Genomic DNA, 16,070 nt, shown 5'->3' on the forward strand with positions numbered 1-16,070 from the left:
GCCGTTCCCTCGGGGAGCGCGCCGGCCGGTCTGGTTTTTCCCACGAAGTGCGGGACTTGCTGGTGCGAGGTGCGACTCAGATGACCTGCGGCGGCTGACCGGTGTCGGCGACCATCGCCCGCCCGGCCCGCTCCCAGCCCATCATCCCGTCGACGAGGTTCACCACGTCGTAGCCCTGCTGGGCGAGGTACGCCACCGCGCGGGCCGAACGACCGCCGGCCTTGCACACGACCAGCGTCTGCGGCGCCTCGAGCTCGACGAACTCGCCCAGGCGCGCGGGCAGCTCCATCAGCGGGATGTGGACGGCGCCGTCGATGTGGCCGGCCGCCCACTCGTCGTCCTCGCGCACGTCGAGCACCACGAGGTCCGTGGGCAGCGGGTCGGGCACGCCGTCGATCTCGACCGAAGGGATCATGGGTCCACCTTAGAGAGCGCGGGCAGCCGCGCGGTGACCGCGTGCAGCGCCGCCGCGACCGCCGCGACGGCGGGCGTCCGGGTCCGGCGGGTGATCAGGTAGACCTCGCGGCCCAGCGGCGCCCCCGCAAGCGCCCGTACGGCGAGCCCGGCGCCGCGCTCGTCGAGGACCAGGTCCGGCAGCAGCGCGCCCGCCCCCGCGACCCGGACCATCTCGAGCTGGATGAGGAAGTCGTCCGAGCTGTAGCGCAGGTCGGGCTCGAAGCCGCCGTACTGGCGGCAGGCGCGCAGCTGCATCGCGCGGTGGCCGGTCCCCGGTTGGCAGCCGGCCCACACCAGCCCGGCGAGCCGGTCGAGGCGGACCTCGGTGGAGCCGGCCTCGGGGTGGTCCGCAGGGAGGACGACGCGCAGGCGCTCGCGCAGCAGGCGCTCGCGGTGCAGGTCGGTGTGGACGGGGCGGGGCAGGTCGTCGTACTCGTCGCCGATGGCGAGGTCGTACTGGTGCAGGCGCAGGGCCGGTACCGCCTGCTCGACCTCGGCCTCGACCACCTCGACCCGGATGTCGGGGTCGCTCGCCGCGAGCGCGCGGACGGCGGGCGCCACCAGGCTGAGGGTGGCCGACTGGAACGCCGAGACCCGGACGACGCCCGCCGCGCGGCCGGCGGCGACGGTGGCGAGGTCGGCCTCGGCCGCCTCGACGCCCTCGAGCAGCGCGATCGCGTGCCGGACCAGCACCTGGCCGGCCTCGGTGAGCCGGACGTTGCGGCCGGTGCGCTCGAGGAGCGCGGTGCCGGCCTCGCGCTCGAGCACGGCGAGCTGCTGGGAGACCGCGCTGGGGGAGTAGCCGAGCGCGCGGGCGGCCGCGTGGACCGTGCCGCGCCCGTGCACCTCGCGGAGCAGCCGGAGGCGGTGCAGGTCGAGCATCTGTTCAGATTATCCGAACAATCGTGTGCATGAAGCCGTGATGGACCTGAACAGTTCGGCGCTGGACCATGGATCCGTGGGTCGCCTCTCCTGCTTGCTGTCCGCCGTCGGCTTCGGGCTGATGGCGGTGTTCGCCAAGTCGGCGTACGCCGAGGGCGTGTCGGTCGAGGGTCTGCTCGTGGTCCGCTTCGGCCTCGCGGCCGTCGTCCTCCTCGCCGTCGCGGGCACCACCGGTGCGCTGCGCCGGCTCACCCGGCGCGCGGCCCTGGTCGGGCTCGGCATGGGCGTCTTCGGGTACGCCGTCCAGGCGAGCTTCTACTTCTCCGCGCTGCGCCACCTCGACGCCTCGCTCGTCGCGCTGATCCTCTACATCTACCCGGCCCTGGTCATGCTCGTCGCCGTCCTCACCGGCCGCGAGCGCGTCTCCCGGCGCCGGGTCGCGGCCCTCACGGTCGCCCTCGCCGGGATCGGCCTGGTCCTGGTGGGCGCCGGAGCGGCGTCCGGCGGCCTCGACCCTCGTGGCGCCCTGCTCGCGCTCGGCGCGGCCCTGACCTACACCGGCTACATCGTGGTCGGCGACCGCTTCACCGACGGCGCTCCGCCGGTCGCGCTCGCCGCCGTCATCTGCTCCGGCGCCACCCTCGCGCTGGTCGGGGTGGGCGGCGTACGTGGCGGCACCTCGCTCGACTTCACCGCCACCGGTTGGCTCTGGCTCGTCGCCATCGCCCTGGTCAGCACGGTCGGCGCGGTGCTGCTGTTCTTCGCCGGGATGGCCCGGGTGGGGCCGTCCACCGCCGCCATCCTGTCGATCCTCGAGCCGGTCGTGACCGTGGTGAGCGCCGCCGTGATGTTCGGCGAGCTGCTCACCGCGGTGCAGGTCGCGGGCGGCGCGCTCGTGCTCGCGGCGGTGGTGCTGGTGCGCCAGCCCGTGGCGGGACCGCCCCGGCCGGCGCGCCCCGCGCGGGTGCGGCCCTACTTGAGCAGCTTGCTCATGCGCCGGTCGGCGAGCGGCTTGCCGCCCGTCTGACAGGTCGGGCAGTACTGCAGGCTGGAGTCCGCGAACGACACCTCGCGCACGATGTCACCGCAGACCGGGCAGGGCTTGCCGGTCTGGCCGTGGACCGCGAGGTTCGACTTCTTCTCCTTCTTGAGCTCGCTGGCCGCGAGCCCGCGGGAGCGCTCGACCGCATCGCCGAGGGTGTCGCGGACGGCGGCGTAGAGCGTGGCGAGCTCGTCGTCGGTGAGGCTGTCGGAGGGCTTGAAGGGCGACATCCGGGCGGCGTGGAGGATCTCGTCGGAGTAGGCGTTGCCGATCCCGGCGATGGTGCCCTGGTGGCGCAGGACGCCCTTGAGCTGCTTGCGGCCGGCGTCGGCGAGGATGCCGGCGAGGCGCTCGGGCGTGAAGTCGTCGGTGAGCGGGTCGGGGCCCAGGCTGGCGATGCCGGGGACGTCGAGCGGGTCGCGGACCAGGTAGAGCGCGAGGGACTTCTTGGTGCCGGCCTCGGTGATGTCGAGGCCGGGGGAGACGCCGTCCTGCTCGTCGAGGACGATCCGGACCGCGAGCGTCGACTTGGTGCTGGGACGCGGCGGCAGAGCGGGGACCTCGTCCTTCCAGCGCACCCAGCCGGCGCGGGCGAGGTGGAGCACGAGGTGCAGGCCGCTGGCCTCGATGTCGAGGAACTTGCCGTGACGCCGGACGTCGTCGACGAGCGTCCCCTCGACGGCGGACAGCGGGGGATCGTAGGTCTTGAGCGCGCTGAAGGCGGCGACGTGGACGCGGGTGATGGCGCGGCCGTCGAGCCGGCCCCGCAGGTCCAGGGCCAGCGCCTCGACCTCGGGCAGCTCGGGCACGGGCCCAGCGTAGGCGCTGGGTCCGACGGATGGGCCGAACGGACGAGGGCGTCCGGGACTTCGTCCTGATTCCGGCGCGGGGCAGTGACCGCCCCGGAGCCGTCACGTTGAGGGTGCATCGGGCCGCTCGGGAACGGCCGTACCCCCTCTCGCGAAGGTCTCGCCATGCACCTGCGGCAGCTCACCCTTGCCTCGATCGCCCTGGTGGCGGTCGTGAGCGTCGCTCCCTCCGCCGCTGCCGCGGGTGCCGCGACCTCCGCCGATGGGGGACGGGGGTGCGGCCGTCCCGAGATCCCGCCCGTCTATACGAGCATCGAGCACCCCGCCGTCACCGAGACGGTGCCGGCGGTGACCGAGCCGGGGTGGCGCTGGGAGCGCTCGGTGCCGACGACCGAGCGGGAGTACGCCGTACCGGAGGGGGCGGAGACGGTGTGGCTGGTCGACGGCGTACCGGTCCCGGAGGGGTACGCCGCGACGGGCGCGACCCGCCCCGGCGTACCGGTGGTCGAGAGCACGTCCGCGGCGAGCGCCACGGCGCCCGAGGGGGAGGGCTGGACGGTGGTCCCGGACTCGCAGGTCGAGCTCGTGATCACCCCCGAACGGGTCGTCGAGGTGGTCCCCGCGTGGGTGGAGGACTTCATCGCCGTCCCGGGGCAGGCGGCGACGAAGGCGTGCCCGGACAGGGAGGGCGGCACCGTGGCCGGCGCAGGAGTGGGGGCGCCGGCCACGGGTGCCGACCGGGCCGCCCCGGTCCGCGCAGCCGCGCCAGCCGCGCCGGCCGCGCCGAGCGCGGGCTCGGCCCGCACCCTCCCCGCCACCGGTACGCCGGTCCCGCCGTGGCTCGTCGCCCTCGGCGCAGGCTGCGGGGTCGCCGGGTCGCTGCTGGTGCGCGGCCGGCGCGCCAGAGTGGCCCCCTGACGACGGGGTCCCTGCACTCGTCGACGACCTGCCGCGCTGGGAGCAGGCCGCCCGCGCGCACCTCGCCGCGCTGCTGCGCAGCGACGATCCGGGGGAGCTCCCCGGCTTCGTCGCGGCCCACCTCGACCCGGACCTTGCTCCGGACCTGGACCTCGACGGCGTGCTCCGCCGGGCCGAGGCCCGCTTCCGCGCGAGCGGCGACCCGGACGAGCACTGGCTCGGCCTGACCCTGGACGCCGAGCACTCGGACCAGGTCCTGTGCCTCAAGTTCGGCCCCGAGCGCACGGTCCGCGAGGTCGCCTGGGAGAGCTGACGGCCCGCGGCTACCCTGCGTCCATGGGTTCGTGGGGAGTGAAGGCGCTGGAGAGCGACAACGGGCTGGACGTGCTCAACGCCGTCCGCGAGCTGGCCGCGGGCCGGACGGCGGTGACGGCCGACGAGCTGGTCGCCGCGCTGCGGGCCGAGGGCTTCCTCGGTGACGACCCGGCCGAGGACGAGTACCTGTACGACGTGACCGCCCTCGGCCTCGCCGAGATCCTCACCGGCGACACCGACCAGCTCACCCCCGACACGCTCGGTGCCACGACGTTCGAGCGCACCCCCGAGGGCACGGCGGTGCTGGTCGACTGGCTGACCCGGATCCGGGACGCTGACGCCGAGGAGCGCGAGATCGTCGAGCTCTGGGACGGCGACGAGGCCTTCGCCGCGCACGTCGGGGCGCGCCTGGCGGCGCTCACCGCGGGAGCAGTCGATCCGACACGCTAGGCGAATCTAGGGGAACCGCTAGAGACGCCGATAGCGTCGCATCATGGACCCGATCCGCAACCCGTACGCCCCCGGCGCCGGGCAGCGCCCGCCCGAGCTGGCCGGTCGCGACGAGCAGCTCACGGCGTTCGACGTGGTGCTGGAGCGGGTGGCGCGGGGGCGGCCGGAGCGGTCGCTGGTGCTGACCGGGCTGCGCGGGGTCGGCAAGACGGTGCTGCTCAACGCGCTGCGCTCGGCCGCGGTCCGCAAGGGCTGGGGCACGGGCAAGCTGGAGGCGCGGCCCGACCAGTCACTGCGGCGTCCGCTCTCCTCGGCGCTGCACCAGGCGGTGCGCGAGCTCGGGCACCCCGAGCCGGCCGAGGCCGACCACGTGCTCGGCGTGATCCGCTCCTTCGCGCAGCGCGAGGCGGGCACCGACGCCAAGCTGCGCGACAAGTGGTCGCCGGGGATCAACGCGCCCGTCGTCCGGGGCCGGGCGGACTCGGGGGACGTCGAGATCGACCTCGTCGAGCTGCTCACCGACGTCGGTGGGCTCGCGGCGGACGTCGGCAAGGGCGTCGCGGTGTTCATCGACGAGATGCAGGACCTGGGCGCCGATGACGTCTCGGCGCTCTGCGCGGCCTGCCACGAGCTGAGCCAGAACGGGCTGCCCGTGATCGTCGTCGGGGCCGGTCTGCCGCACCTGCCGGCGGTCCTGTCGGCGAGCAAGTCCTACTCCGAGCGGCTGTTCTCGTACCAGCGCATCGACCGGCTCTCCCGGGAGGCCGCCGACCGCGCGCTCGTCGCCCCCGCTGCCGAGGAGGACGCCGAGTTCACCGCCGACGCCCTCGCCGCGATGTACGACGCGACCCGCGGCTACCCGTACTTCATCCAGGCCTACGGCCGCTCCGTGTGGGACCTCGCCCCGCGCACCCCGATCACCGGCGACGACGTCGCGGTGGCCGGCCCCGAGGCCGAGACCGAGCTGGCGGTCGGCTTCTTCGGCTCGCGCTACGAGCGGGCGACCCCCGCCGAGCGCGACTACCTGCGAGCGATGGCCGATGCCGCGGTCGCCGCCTCCGACGACGGCGTCGAGGACCCGGTCGGCTCGGTCGCCACCGCGGACGTCGCCGCGGTCCTGGGCAAGAAGCCCCAGTCGCTCTCGCCCGCGCGGGACTCGCTGCTCAAGAAGGGGCTCATCTACTCGGGCGAGCGGGGCCGGATCGCGTTCACGGTGCCGCACTTCGGGCGCTACCTGCGCACCCAGGCCTAGGGCGAGCGCCGCCGCGGGTAGCGCGCGCTTGGTGCGGTTCTTCTAGGATCTGCGCATGGACGAACCACGAAGTCGATTCCGTTCACCTCTGCGTCTGTGGGGAGGTGAACGGGCGTGATCGACTCACAGACCTACTTGAACCTCGCACTGGTGGTGCTGTTCGTGCTCGTCGGCGGCGTCTTCGCCGCCACCGAGCTGGCCCTGGTCTCGCTGCGCGACACCCAGGTCAACCAGCTCGAGAAGCGCGGCGGCCGCGGTGCCCGCGTGGCGGCGATCGCCCGCGATCCCAACCGGTTCCTGTCGGCGGTCCAGATCGGCGTGACCGTCGCCGGCTTCCTCTCCGCCGCCTACGGCGGCTCGACCCTCGCGCCCGACGTGGCGCCGTACTTCGTCGACCTCGGCATGGGCGCCGACTCGGCGGACACGGCGGCGCTCATCGTGATGACGCTGGTCATCGCGTACCTGTCGCTGGTGCTGGGCGAGCTGGTGCCCAAGCGCCTGGCGCTGCAGCGCGCGGCCGGCGTGGCGATGCTGACCGGACCGGTGCTCGACCGGTTCGCGACGCTCATGCGGCCGGTGATCTGGCTGCTGTCGGTCTCGACCAACGCGCTGGTGCGGCTGCTCGGCGGTGACCCGAACGCGACCTCCGAGGAGGTCTCGCGCGAGGAGCTGCGCGACATCGTCACCAGCCACGAGGGTCTGGCCGACGAGGAGCGGCAGATCCTCTCCGACGTGTTCGCGGCGACGCGCAGCAACCTCAAGGAGGTCATGCGCCCCCGCGGCGACGTGGTCTTCGTGGCCGGGGCGCTGCCGCTGGCCGAGGCGGCGACCTGGGTCGCCGACCAGCCGTACTCGCGCTATCCCGTGATCGGCGAGAACTTCGACGACGTGACGGGCTTCGTCCACGTCCGCGACCTGCTGGGCGAGCACCCGGCCGGGCGGACCGTGGCCGACGTCCAGCGCGAGGTGCTGCACCTGCCGGGCACCAACGCGGTGCTGCCGACGGTGGTGCTGCTGCGCAACGAGGGCGCGCACGTCGCGATCGTCGTCGACGAGTTCGGCGGCACCGACGGCATCGTCACGCTCGAGGACCTGGTCGAGGAGATCGTCGGCGACATCCGCGACGAGTACGACGAGGAGCCCGACCCGCGCACCCTTCCCGGTGGCGGCCGCGGCGGCCCGTCCGGTGCCGTCGTGGTCTCGGGCGGACTCACCATCGAGGACTTCGCGGACGAGACCGGGGTCGTCGTCCCCGACGGCGACTACGAGACGGTCGCGGGCTACGTCATCGCCCGGCTCGGCCGCCTGGCCGAGGTCGACGACAGCGTCGAGCTGCCGGACGCTGTCCTGCGCGTCGCCGAGGTCGAGGGCCGCCGGCTCACCTGGGTCGAGGTGCTCCCGCGGGTGGTGGATCCGACGCCGGCGGAATGAGCGTCACCCCCGCTGAGTTAGGGTCACCTAAGGAGCAGGATCGAGCAAGGAGCGATGCATGTACGGAGAGGTCATCTCGACCGAGCGGCTCAGCGCCCACCTGGTGCGGGTGGTGCTCGGGGGAGCGGGGCTCGAGGGGCTCACCTCCACCGGTGACGCCGACGAGTACGTCAACTGCTTCTTCCTGCCCGAGGACGCGCCCTACCCGGTGCCCTTCGAGGACGAGGCGACCCGCGACCTGCCCCGCGCGCAGCGCCCCTTCGCGCGCCGGATCACCGTGCGCCGCTGGGACGCCGAGCGCGGCGAGCTGACGCTCGACATCGCCGCCCACGGCGAGGTCGGCTACGCCGGGCGCTGGGCGCTCCACGCCCAGCCCGGCGACCGGCTCCAGCTGCGCGGACCGGGCGGCGGCTACCGGCCCCACGCCGACGCCGACAGCTACCTCTTCGTCGGCGACGAGAGCGCCCTGCCGGCCATCGCCGCGTGCGCCGAGGCGGTCCCCGCGGGCCGGCCCGTGGTCGTGGTGGCCGAGGTCGAGGACGCCGACGACGAGATCGCGATCAGCTCGCCGGGGGCGCTCGAGGTGCACTGGGTGCACCGCGCGGGCCGGACCGGCGACGACGCGGTGGCCGGTCTGCTCGCCGAGGCCGTCGCCGCGCTGCCCCGACCGGCCGGCACGGTGAGCGCCTTCGTGCACGGTGAGGCCGCGTCGACGCGGGCCGTGCGCCGGGTGCTGCTCGGCGAGGCCATCGTCGCCGAGGACAAGCTGTCCTGCTCGCCCTACTGGCGCCGGGGCCACGACGACGAGGAGTGGCGCGCGGTCAAGGCGGCCTGGGTCCGCGAGGTCAACGCCGAGGTGTTCCCGGCTCGCTGACGAGCCGCGGCACCACCCGCACGTAGACGAGCATCCCGACCAGCTCGACCAGGGTCTGGGTGACGACGACCGCGGGCGTGACGGCGTACGCCGCGGGGAGGGCGAGCGCGAGCGGCAGCACGACGAGCGAGTTGCGCGTCGCGCCGCTGAACACGAGCGCCCGCCCGCCGGCGACTTCCAGACCGGAGAGCCGGACCGCGGCGACGCCGACGAGCGCCATCACGACGAGGAAGGCCGCGTAGACGGGGACGACGGCCGCGATCTCGTCGTACCGGCCGTCGAGGGCGGGGACCTGGCTGCCGACCACGACGAGCAGGGTCAGCGCCATGAGCGGCACCATCGCGGCGCTCGCCGTACGGGTCACCGCGGCTCCGGCAGGGAGCGCCTCGGTCGCCCACGCGAGCGCGAGCGGCAGCACGACGAGCAACCCGAACGCCTCGAGGAACGGCCCCGCCTCGACGACGTCGGCGAGCTCGGGTCCGACGAAAAGCCACAGCAGCAGGGGGAGCGCCAGCACCTGCGCCAGCATCAGCAGCGGTGCCGCCGCGACCAGGCGCCGGCTGTCGCCCCCGGCCAGGCCGGAGAACGCGATCACGTAGTCGATGCACGGCGTGAGCAGCGTGAGCAGCACGCCCAGCAGCACCGCCCGCTCCAGCGAGACCACCGCGGTGAGGCCGGCGACGACGAGCGGGACGACCACGAAGTTGACCGCGAGCACCGTGCCGAGGAAGCGCCCGTCCCGGAACGCCGCCGCCACCTTGGTGAACGGCACCTGCAGGAAGGTCGCGTAGAGCAGCGCGCCCAGCGCCGGGTAGATCGCCCGCTCGAGCGGGCCCGCGGCGTCCGGCCAGGCCAGGCCCACGGCGGCGCCGGCGCCCAGACCGCCGAGGTAGATCGCGACCTGGTGCCGCTCCAGGACCTCGACGGTGGACACGGGCCTGACCGTAACGTGGCGGCGCCGGGAGCCGCACGCGCCCTACGCTGACCCCATGACGGTCACTCCCCAGGACCAGCCGCGGCCGCCGTCGCTGGTGGGCAGCGTCCTGCCGCCGGTCCTCTTCATGCTCCTGTGCGGCGTCGTGGGCCCGATCTTCCTGATCATGGGCCTGGTCATGGACCCCTCCGAGCCCGGCACCGGCTGGCTGCTGCCGACCGGCATCGGGGTCACCGCGCTCGACGTGGTGATCGGTCTGCTCCTGGGCCGGGGCCGCTACCTCAACCGGCAGCGCAGCTATCGGCTGAGCCGCCAGGGTCGCCCGGCCCGGGGCAAGGTGCTGTCGTTTGAGCAGACCAACGTGCGGGTCAACGAGCAGCCGCTGGTCAACGTGCGCATGCGGATCGAGGGCCGCGACGTCGCGGCGTTCGACGTCGAGAGCCGCCTGGTGATCCCGGAGACCCGGATCCCGCTCCTCTACGGCGGCGACCTCCCGGTGCTCGTCGACCCCGAGACCCACGAGTGGGAGATCGACTGGGCCAAGGCGCCCGTCGTGGCGCCGAGCGCCGTCGCGACCGGCGCGCCGGCCGCCGGAGCGAGCGCCGCCGACCGGCTCGCCGAGCTCGACTCCCTGCTCGCCCGTGACCTGATCAGCCGCGACGAGTACGACACCGCCCGCGCCCGCATCCTGGGGGAGATCTGATGAGCACCACGTTCCTGCTGACCGCCCTGGTCATCGTCGCCACGCCCGGCACCGGCGCCCTGCTCAGCATCGCTGCCGGCCTGCGCGGCGGTCGCCGGCTCGCGATGGTGACCGCGTTCGGCTGCACCCTCGGCATCGTCCCCCACCTCGCCGCGGCGGTGACCGGTGCCGCGGCGCTGCTCCAGGCGAGCGGGACGGCGTTCCAGGTGCTCAAGGTGCTCGGTATCGCCTACCTGCTCTACATGGCCTGGGCGACCTGGCGCGACACCGGGCTGCTCACCGCCGACAGCGACGCGGAGAGCGAGGCCGGCACCGGGCGGGTCATCCTCAGTGCCGTCCTCGCCAACCTGCTCAACCCCAAGCTGACGCTGTTCTTCTTCGCCTTCCTGCCCCAGTTCGTCACGCCCGGCTCCGACAACGCACTCGTGCACATGCTCGGCCTGTCGGGGGTGTTCATGGTGATGACGTTCGTCGTGTTCGCGGCCTACGGCTGGTTCGCCGCGGCCGCGCGCCGGCACGTGATCGAGCGGCCGGCGGTGGTGCGCTGGATGCAGCGGACCTTCTCGGTCGCGTTCGTCGGTCTCGCCGCCAAGCTCGCCACCACCGACCGCTAGGACGCTCAGCCGCTCACAGCGCCCGGAGCGCCCGCAGCCCCAGCCCCTGGTCGGCCAGCGGACGCACCGCGAGCCGGACCAGGGCCAGCGCGTTGTCGTCGCCCGCGACCCGGTTGAGCTTGAGCGTGCCGCAGCCCGTGCACTGGTGCACGAGCAGCCACTCGCCGTCCGGCCGTGCCGACAGGCTCACCGCGACCATCCGCCCGCCGCACGAGGACGAGCGGTCGCCCGGGACCCGGCCGTCGACGTGACGACTGACCAGGCAGCTGGGGCAGTGATTGCGGTGCGCCGTGCCGGGCGCGACGACCGGGACGCTGAGCCGGCAGCCGACGCAGCGGAACGCGTCGCCGGTGCCGGCGCCGGTGCGGTGGCGCACGTCCTTGCGCCGCTGGGTACGCCGGACCGGCGTCCTCCTCCTCGGCATCCCTCCCCCTAGAGGGTGCTGAAGACGTCGAGGGGGAACGGCGGCTCCGCGAGCGGACGCACGGCCAGCCGCATCAGGATGAGCTGGTTGTCGTCCGGTGCGGTCGGGTGCAGCGCGAGCTCGCGGCAGCGCGTGCAGCGGTGCACGAGCGACCAGGAACCGTCGCGCTGCACGGCGATCGACAGCGGCGCCATCCGGCCGTCGCAGTCGGACGCGTCGCCGTCGGCCTGGTCGATCGTGTGCCGTGAGCTGAGGCAGCTGGGGCAGTGGTTGCGTCGTACGTCGTCGGGGGCGAGCGTGACGACGACGAGGCCGCAACGCACGCAGGTGAAGGTGTCGGACACCCGGTTTCTCCTTGCTCCTTGGTGATGACAAAGCAGGAGCAGGCCGAGTGCGCCTCGAGCCCGGCAGCGTCAGGTGCTACCGGCGTGGGTCGGGATTCCGAGCCACGCCACGAGGCGTCCTCGGCGCGGGCCGGGTCATGGGCCCGACCGTAGCGGCGGACGACGGGGCGGGGCCACCGGATATCCGGTGGCGCCGACGACCAGGGCTCTCGTAGGCTGGGCGCATCATGCTGATCGACGCCTGACCCGGCCCACGTCCGCGGCACCAGCCCGGTGGGTCCCTCCGTCCGAAGGCGCCCCGTCATGTCCGCATCCCCCACCTCCTCGCTCGCCCCGGTCGTCGTCCGCGACCTGGGAGTCACGTTCGGCCGTCGTACCGTGCTCGACGGGATCGACCTCGTCGCCCAGCCCGGCCGGCGGATCGGCCTGATCGGCGAGAACGGCGCCGGCAAGTCGACGCTGCTGCGCGCGGTGAGCGGCCTGCTGCCCACGACCGCGCACGTCACCGGCAGCATCGAGCGGCCCGACGACCTGGCGTTCCTCACCCAGGAGCCGCCGTTCGCCGACAGCGCCACGATCGCCGACGTGCTCGCCACGGCGCTGCGCCCGCTGCGCGAGGCGGTCGCCGCGGTCGAGGCTCTGGCCGACCGGCTCGACGACCCCGCCGTCGCCGACCAGTACGCCGCCGCGCTCGACCTGGCCCTCGCCCACGACGCCTGGGACGCCGATCGCCGCGCGCTGCTCGCCGCCGAGCAGCTCGGTCTCGACCACCTCGACCAGGACCGCCGGGTCGGCAGCCTCTCCGGCGGCCAGCGCACCCGGCTGGCGCTGGCGACGTTGATGACCCGGCGGCCGCAGTGCCTGCTGCTCGACGAGCCGACCAACCACCTCGACGACGACGCGGTGGCGCTGCTCGTCGCCTTCCTGCGCGACCTGCCGGGCGTGGTCCTGCTGACCAGCCACGACCGGGTCTTCCTCGACGAGGTCTGCACGGACCTCGTCGACCTCGACCCGGTCGGCATGGGCACCGACGGCCGGGGTGGGCGCCGCTACGGCGGCGGCTGGACGGCGTACGCCGAGGCGCGCGCTGCCGCCCGGCGCCGGTGGGAGGAGACCTACGCGGCCCAGCAGGAGGAGCTCGGCCGGCTCCGCGAGGCGACCCGGGTCGACCAGCGCAGCATCGCGCCCGGCCGGGGCCCGCGGGACAACGACAAGTTCATCCACGCCTTCAAGGGCGCCAACGTCGACCGCGCCGTGGCCCGGCGCAAGCGCGACGCCGAGCGGCGGCTCGACGAGGCCGAGCGCCACCAGGTCCGCAAGCCGCCCGCACCCCTGCGGCTGGCCACCGGCCTCACCGGCGTCGGTACGACGGGCGGGCGCGTCGTCACCGTCCGCGACCTCACCGTCCCCGGCCGGCTGCACCTGGACCGGCTCGACGTCGAGTCCGGCGAGCACCTGCTGGTCACCGGCGCCAACGGCACCGGCAAGTCCACCCTGCTCGGCGTCCTGTCCGGCCGGATCCGGCCGGCCGGCGGCACCGTCCAGGTCGGCGCGCACCGCATCGCCGAGCTCACCCAGGACCCGGTCTTCCCCGACCTCACCGCCCCCGCGCGCGCCGTCTACGACGCGGCGGTCGGGCCCGAGCTCGCCGCACGCCGGCCGCTGCGGAGCCTCGGCCTGCTCCACCCGCGCGAGCACCCGAAGCCCGTCGTCCTGCTCTCGGTCGGTCAGCGCCGCCGGCTCGCCCTGGCGATCGCGGTCGCCACCGAGCCCGACCTGCTCCTCCTCGACGAGCCCACCAACCACCTCTCGCTCGCCCTCGTCGGCGAGCTGGAGGAGGCCATCGGCGCGAGCCCCGGCACGGTCGTCGTCGCCTCGCACGACCGCTGGCTGCGCCGGCGCTGGGAGGCGCGACGACGCACCTGCGCGCCGAGTGAACCGATCGGGCTCCCGCGGCATCCCATAGGGCAGGATCGTCCATCGACAAGGTGCCTTCATGAACCGCTTGACCGTCGTCTCCCTCGCCCTCGCCGCCACCCTCGGGTCCGCGGGCGGTGTGGCCTACGCCGTCGGCAACGGCACCGACACCGGGAACGACACCGCTACCGACGGCCCGGGGGAGCACCGGACGGACCCGACCACCGAGCCCACCGGGCCCACCGGGACCACCGAGCCCGCGGCGAGCACCGGCCCGTTCTACTTCCTGCACGGCACGATCCACGACGGCGACACCGAGGTCGCCGTGCCCGGCATCGACGCCGACCTGGTGTTCTCGCTGGAGCGGGCCCAGGGCGGCTACCTCGTCGTCTACTACGGCGACCACGAGGACGAGCAGACCGCGCTCTACCTCACCCCCGGCGGCGCGACCTCCAAGATCGGGCCGTTGCGCGGGCCCTGGCACCTCGACCCCGCGGGCGAGCGCCTCGCCTACGGCGACGGGAGCCGCACCTGGCAGGTCGCCGTCCTCGCCGACGGTACGACGCACCCGCTCACCGCCGCCGACCCGTGGACCCCGCGCGAGCTGGGCACGCCGGGCGGCGAGGTGCGGTCGGTCTCCGCGGACGGCCGGTTCGCGGTCGAGAGCCGGCCCAACCCGGACACCGGGCCGACCACGCCGGTCGGCAGCTGTCTCACCGGCGGCGCCCTCGCCGACACCGGCTCGTGGTGGGCGGAGTGCTCGACGGGCGCGGCCTCGCGCTCGCCGTACGCGCCCTCGGGGGAGCTGCTCCTCACCGAGACCACGGTCGGGGACGGCCCGGCGCCGTCCGAGCTCCAGGTGCGCGACCCCGCGACCGGCAAGGTGCTCCACCGGATCGACCCGGGCGGCTACCGCTCGGGTGCGGCCTGGGGCGGCGACGACACGACCGTCTACACCGTCACCGGCCGCGACGACACCGCCGAGGTCGCGCTGAGCCGCTGCCTCGTGGCCACCGGGCGCTGCACGCCGCAGGTCGAGGCCGAGGGCAACCTCGTGCTCGGGGGCAGCTGATGGACCGGCGGATGCTCGCCGCGGTCTCGGTCGCCGCGGTCGTCGGCGCGGTGGCCGGCGTCGGCGTGGCGCTCGATGCCGGAGGCTCCGCCCCGCCCGCGTCCCGCGACCCCGCCGCCACGTCGGCGCCCCCGCCCGCTCCCGCGCCGGGTCCGCTCTGGATGACCTCCGACGAGCTGCACGACGGCGACACCGTCGTCCCGCTCACCGGCGTCGACTTCGTCACCGGCGTCGAGCGGGTCGGCGACCACTGGATCGTCCAGGACGTGCCCGACGCGGCGGACTCCTCACCGCGGGTGCTGCGCGTCGACCGTCACGGCCGGGTCGTCGTCCTCGCCGAGGTCGAGGGCCTGGGCGACATCAGCGACGACGGCACCCGGCACCTCGGTCTCGGCCCGCGCGGCGAGGGCTACGCGATCACCGACCTCGGCAGCGGCCGGTCGACCCGCGTGCCGCCGGCACCCGACGCCGGGAACCCCGACGGCACGGCGCTCTTCGACGGCGCCGACGGCGCCCACGTGATCACCGGCTGGTCGCCCAGCGGGACGACGTACTACCGCTCCACGCCCGACGGCGACGACCTCGCCATCGTCGGCCGCAACCTCCTCGACGCCCGGTTCTCCCCCGACCGCACGCAGTACGTCGGCCTCCGCGTCGGTCTCGGCGAGGACTGCGTGCTCGGCGGCGCCGCCGACGAGGACGCCACGCCCTGGAAGGAGTGCCCCGGCGCGCTGCCGAGCGGGTCGCCGTACGCGCCGAGCGGCGAGCGCCTGGTCACCATCGGCCACGACACCGTGGGCGAGGGGCTGCCGACCTGGGCCAAGGTCCTCGACCCGGCGACCGGCCGCCAGGTCGCCGAGGTGCCGCTGCCCGACGACGTCTTCGACGTGGCGATGCTGTCCGACGACGAGCTCGTCGTGCTCAGCGTGTCCGGGCCCGACGGCGCGCAGACGACCACGGTCCGCACCTGCGACCTGGGCGGGAGCTGCACCGAGCAGGGCACGGCGCGCGGCGTCGGCGTCCTCGGCGGCTCGCGCTAGGGCGCTCGCCGTCCGGGCCCGGGATGCTCAGCCCTCGTCGACCCGCAGCAGCGGCCGTACGGCCTGCCGGGCGTGGTGGATCCGCGACTTGATCGTGCCCAGCGGGGTGTCGAGGAGCTGGGCGATCTCGTTGTAGTCGAGCTCCTGGATGTCGCGCAGCACCAGGGGCTCGACCAGCTCGGGCCGGGTCGAGGCGAGCACCTCGAGCGCTTCGAGCAGGTCGAGCCGGCTGCCGGCGATGACGCTCGTGGTCCGCGGGTCGGCGTGGACCGGCAGCTCGTCGACGCTGTGCTCGTGGGCCCGGCGCTTGAGCGAGCGGTAGGTGGAGCGGGCGCTGTTGGACGCGACCGCGTGGAGCCAGGTCGTGAACCGGCTGCGACCCGCGAACGTCCCGATCTTGGTGGCGACCAGGAGCAGCGCGTCCTGGGTGGCCTCCTCGGCGTCCTGGGGGTGGAGGAGCATCCGCCCGCAGATCCGGCGTACCCGCGGCTGGATGGCGGAGAGCAGGTCCTCGAGCGCGGCGGCGTCACCGCCCGCGGCGCGCAGCGCGAGCTCGTCGAGATCGATCGCCTCGTCCATGGCCTGCCTCCCCG

The 16,070-nt window shown here is 74.5% G+C and carries 18 protein-coding genes and 1 pseudogene; 12 read left to right on the forward strand and 7 right to left on the reverse strand.

Annotated features, from left to right (window positions below):
- Positions 1-76: 76 nt before the first annotated feature.
- Together M0M48_RS26255 and M0M48_RS26260 are read right to left on the reverse strand one after the other, a co-directional pair.
- Positions 77-415 (reverse strand): rhodanese-like domain-containing protein, encoded by a 339-nt coding sequence (locus M0M48_RS26255; RefSeq protein WP_257753382.1) that lies wholly within the window; start codon positions 413-415, stop codon positions 77-79.
- Positions 412-1,338 (reverse strand): LysR family transcriptional regulator, encoded by a 927-nt coding sequence (locus M0M48_RS26260; RefSeq protein ID WP_257753383.1) that lies wholly within the window; start codon positions 1,336-1,338, stop codon positions 412-414. The genes M0M48_RS26255 and M0M48_RS26260 overlap by 4 nt, the downstream gene beginning before the upstream one ends.
- 76 nt (positions 1,339-1,414) lie before the next feature.
- Here M0M48_RS26260 and M0M48_RS26265 point away from each other — a divergent pair, with 76 nt between their 5' ends.
- The gene (locus tag M0M48_RS26265; RefSeq protein WP_257753384.1) at positions 1,415-2,365 is read left to right on the forward strand and encodes a DMT family transporter; all 951 of its coding nucleotides are present in this window, start codon (positions 1,415-1,417) and stop codon (positions 2,363-2,365) included.
- Here M0M48_RS26265 and M0M48_RS26270 read toward each other — a convergent pair.
- Positions 2,311-3,189: an Fpg/Nei family DNA glycosylase gene (locus M0M48_RS26270; protein ID WP_215816743.1), complete on the reverse strand. Its 879-nt coding sequence runs from the start codon at positions 3,187-3,189 to the stop codon at positions 2,311-2,313. The genes M0M48_RS26265 and M0M48_RS26270 overlap by 55 nt on opposite strands.
- A gap of 165 nt (positions 3,190-3,354) precedes the next feature.
- Between M0M48_RS26270 and M0M48_RS26275 the strand changes: the two genes are divergently transcribed.
- The 6 genes from M0M48_RS26275 (at position 3,355) to M0M48_RS26300 (ending at position 8,429) form a co-directional block, all read left to right on the forward strand.
- Positions 3,355-4,107: a hypothetical protein gene (locus M0M48_RS26275; protein WP_257753385.1), complete on the forward strand. Its 753-nt coding sequence runs from the start codon at positions 3,355-3,357 to the stop codon at positions 4,105-4,107.
- Between the two features lie 160 nt (positions 4,108-4,267).
- Positions 4,268-4,420, forward strand: coding sequence for a hypothetical protein (locus tag M0M48_RS26280; protein WP_257753386.1), 153 nt, complete (start codon positions 4,268-4,270; stop codon positions 4,418-4,420).
- A gap of 23 nt (positions 4,421-4,443) precedes the next feature.
- Complete coding sequence (locus M0M48_RS26285) at positions 4,444-4,872, forward strand: DUF4259 domain-containing protein (protein WP_257753387.1); 429 nt, start codon at positions 4,444-4,446, stop codon at positions 4,870-4,872.
- A 43-nt stretch (positions 4,873-4,915) separates the two neighbouring features.
- On the forward strand, positions 4,916-6,124 hold the full coding sequence (locus M0M48_RS26290; protein WP_257753388.1) for an ATP-binding protein: 1,209 nt from the start codon (positions 4,916-4,918) through the stop codon (positions 6,122-6,124).
- Between the two features lie 114 nt (positions 6,125-6,238).
- Positions 6,239-7,555 (forward strand): hemolysin family protein, encoded by a 1,317-nt coding sequence (locus tag M0M48_RS26295; RefSeq protein WP_308220346.1) that lies wholly within the window; start codon positions 6,239-6,241, stop codon positions 7,553-7,555.
- A 58-nt stretch (positions 7,556-7,613) separates the two neighbouring features.
- Positions 7,614-8,429 (forward strand): siderophore-interacting protein, encoded by an 816-nt coding sequence (locus M0M48_RS26300; protein WP_257753389.1) that lies wholly within the window; start codon positions 7,614-7,616, stop codon positions 8,427-8,429.
- Here M0M48_RS26300 and M0M48_RS26305 read toward each other — a convergent pair.
- Positions 8,401-9,363 carry a bile acid:sodium symporter gene (locus M0M48_RS26305; protein ID WP_257753390.1) on the reverse strand — a complete coding sequence of 321 codons (963 nt, stop codon included), beginning with the start codon at positions 9,361-9,363 and terminating at the stop codon, positions 8,401-8,403. The two genes, M0M48_RS26300 and M0M48_RS26305, sit on opposite strands and share 29 nt — an antisense overlap.
- Positions 9,364-9,418: 55 nt before the next feature.
- Here M0M48_RS26305 and M0M48_RS26310 point away from each other — a divergent pair, with 55 nt between their 5' ends.
- Positions 9,419-10,066, forward strand: a complete 648-nt coding sequence (locus tag M0M48_RS26310; protein ID WP_257753391.1) for an SHOCT domain-containing protein — start codon at positions 9,419-9,421, stop codon at positions 10,064-10,066.
- Positions 10,066-10,680 carry a LysE family translocator gene (locus M0M48_RS26315; protein ID WP_215816751.1) on the forward strand — a complete coding sequence of 205 codons (615 nt, stop codon included), beginning with the start codon at positions 10,066-10,068 and terminating at the stop codon, positions 10,678-10,680. Before M0M48_RS26310 ends, M0M48_RS26315 begins: the two co-directional genes overlap by 1 nt.
- Positions 10,681-10,693: 13 nt before the next feature.
- On the opposite strand, the gene M0M48_RS26320 is transcribed toward M0M48_RS26315, so the two are convergent.
- Entirely contained in the window at positions 10,694-11,104 is a 411-nt protein-coding gene (locus M0M48_RS26320; RefSeq protein WP_257753392.1) for an RNHCP domain-containing protein, read from the reverse strand.
- Positions 11,105-11,112: 8 nt separating this feature from the next.
- The gene (locus tag M0M48_RS26325) at positions 11,113-11,448 is read right to left on the reverse strand and encodes an RNHCP domain-containing protein (RefSeq protein WP_257753393.1); all 336 of its coding nucleotides are present in this window, start codon (positions 11,446-11,448) and stop codon (positions 11,113-11,115) included.
- Positions 11,449-11,751: 303 nt separating this feature from the next.
- Here M0M48_RS26325 and M0M48_RS26330 point away from each other — a divergent pair.
- From M0M48_RS26330 to M0M48_RS26340, 3 genes and pseudogenes are all read left to right on the forward strand, one after another.
- A pseudogene (locus M0M48_RS26330) lies at positions 11,752-13,191 on the forward strand (ATP-binding cassette domain-containing protein); the annotation flags it as partial.
- A gap of 253 nt (positions 13,192-13,444) precedes the next feature.
- A complete protein-coding gene (locus M0M48_RS26335; RefSeq protein WP_257754510.1) occupies positions 13,445-14,437 on the forward strand; it encodes a hypothetical protein in 993 nt (330 codons plus the stop codon).
- Positions 14,437-15,477: a hypothetical protein gene (locus M0M48_RS26340; protein WP_257754511.1), complete on the forward strand. Its 1,041-nt coding sequence runs from the start codon at positions 14,437-14,439 to the stop codon at positions 15,475-15,477. The genes M0M48_RS26335 and M0M48_RS26340 overlap by 1 nt, the downstream gene beginning before the upstream one ends.
- A 27-nt stretch (positions 15,478-15,504) precedes the next feature.
- On the opposite strand, the gene M0M48_RS26345 is transcribed toward M0M48_RS26340, so the two are convergent.
- Complete coding sequence (locus tag M0M48_RS26345; RefSeq protein ID WP_215816756.1) at positions 15,505-16,056, reverse strand: RNA polymerase sigma factor; 552 nt, start codon at positions 16,054-16,056, stop codon at positions 15,505-15,507.
- Positions 16,057-16,070: the final 14 nt, after the last annotated feature.

Source organism: Pimelobacter simplex (assembly GCF_024662235.1).
Taxonomy (GTDB): domain Bacteria; phylum Actinomycetota; class Actinomycetes; order Propionibacteriales; family Nocardioidaceae; genus Nocardioides.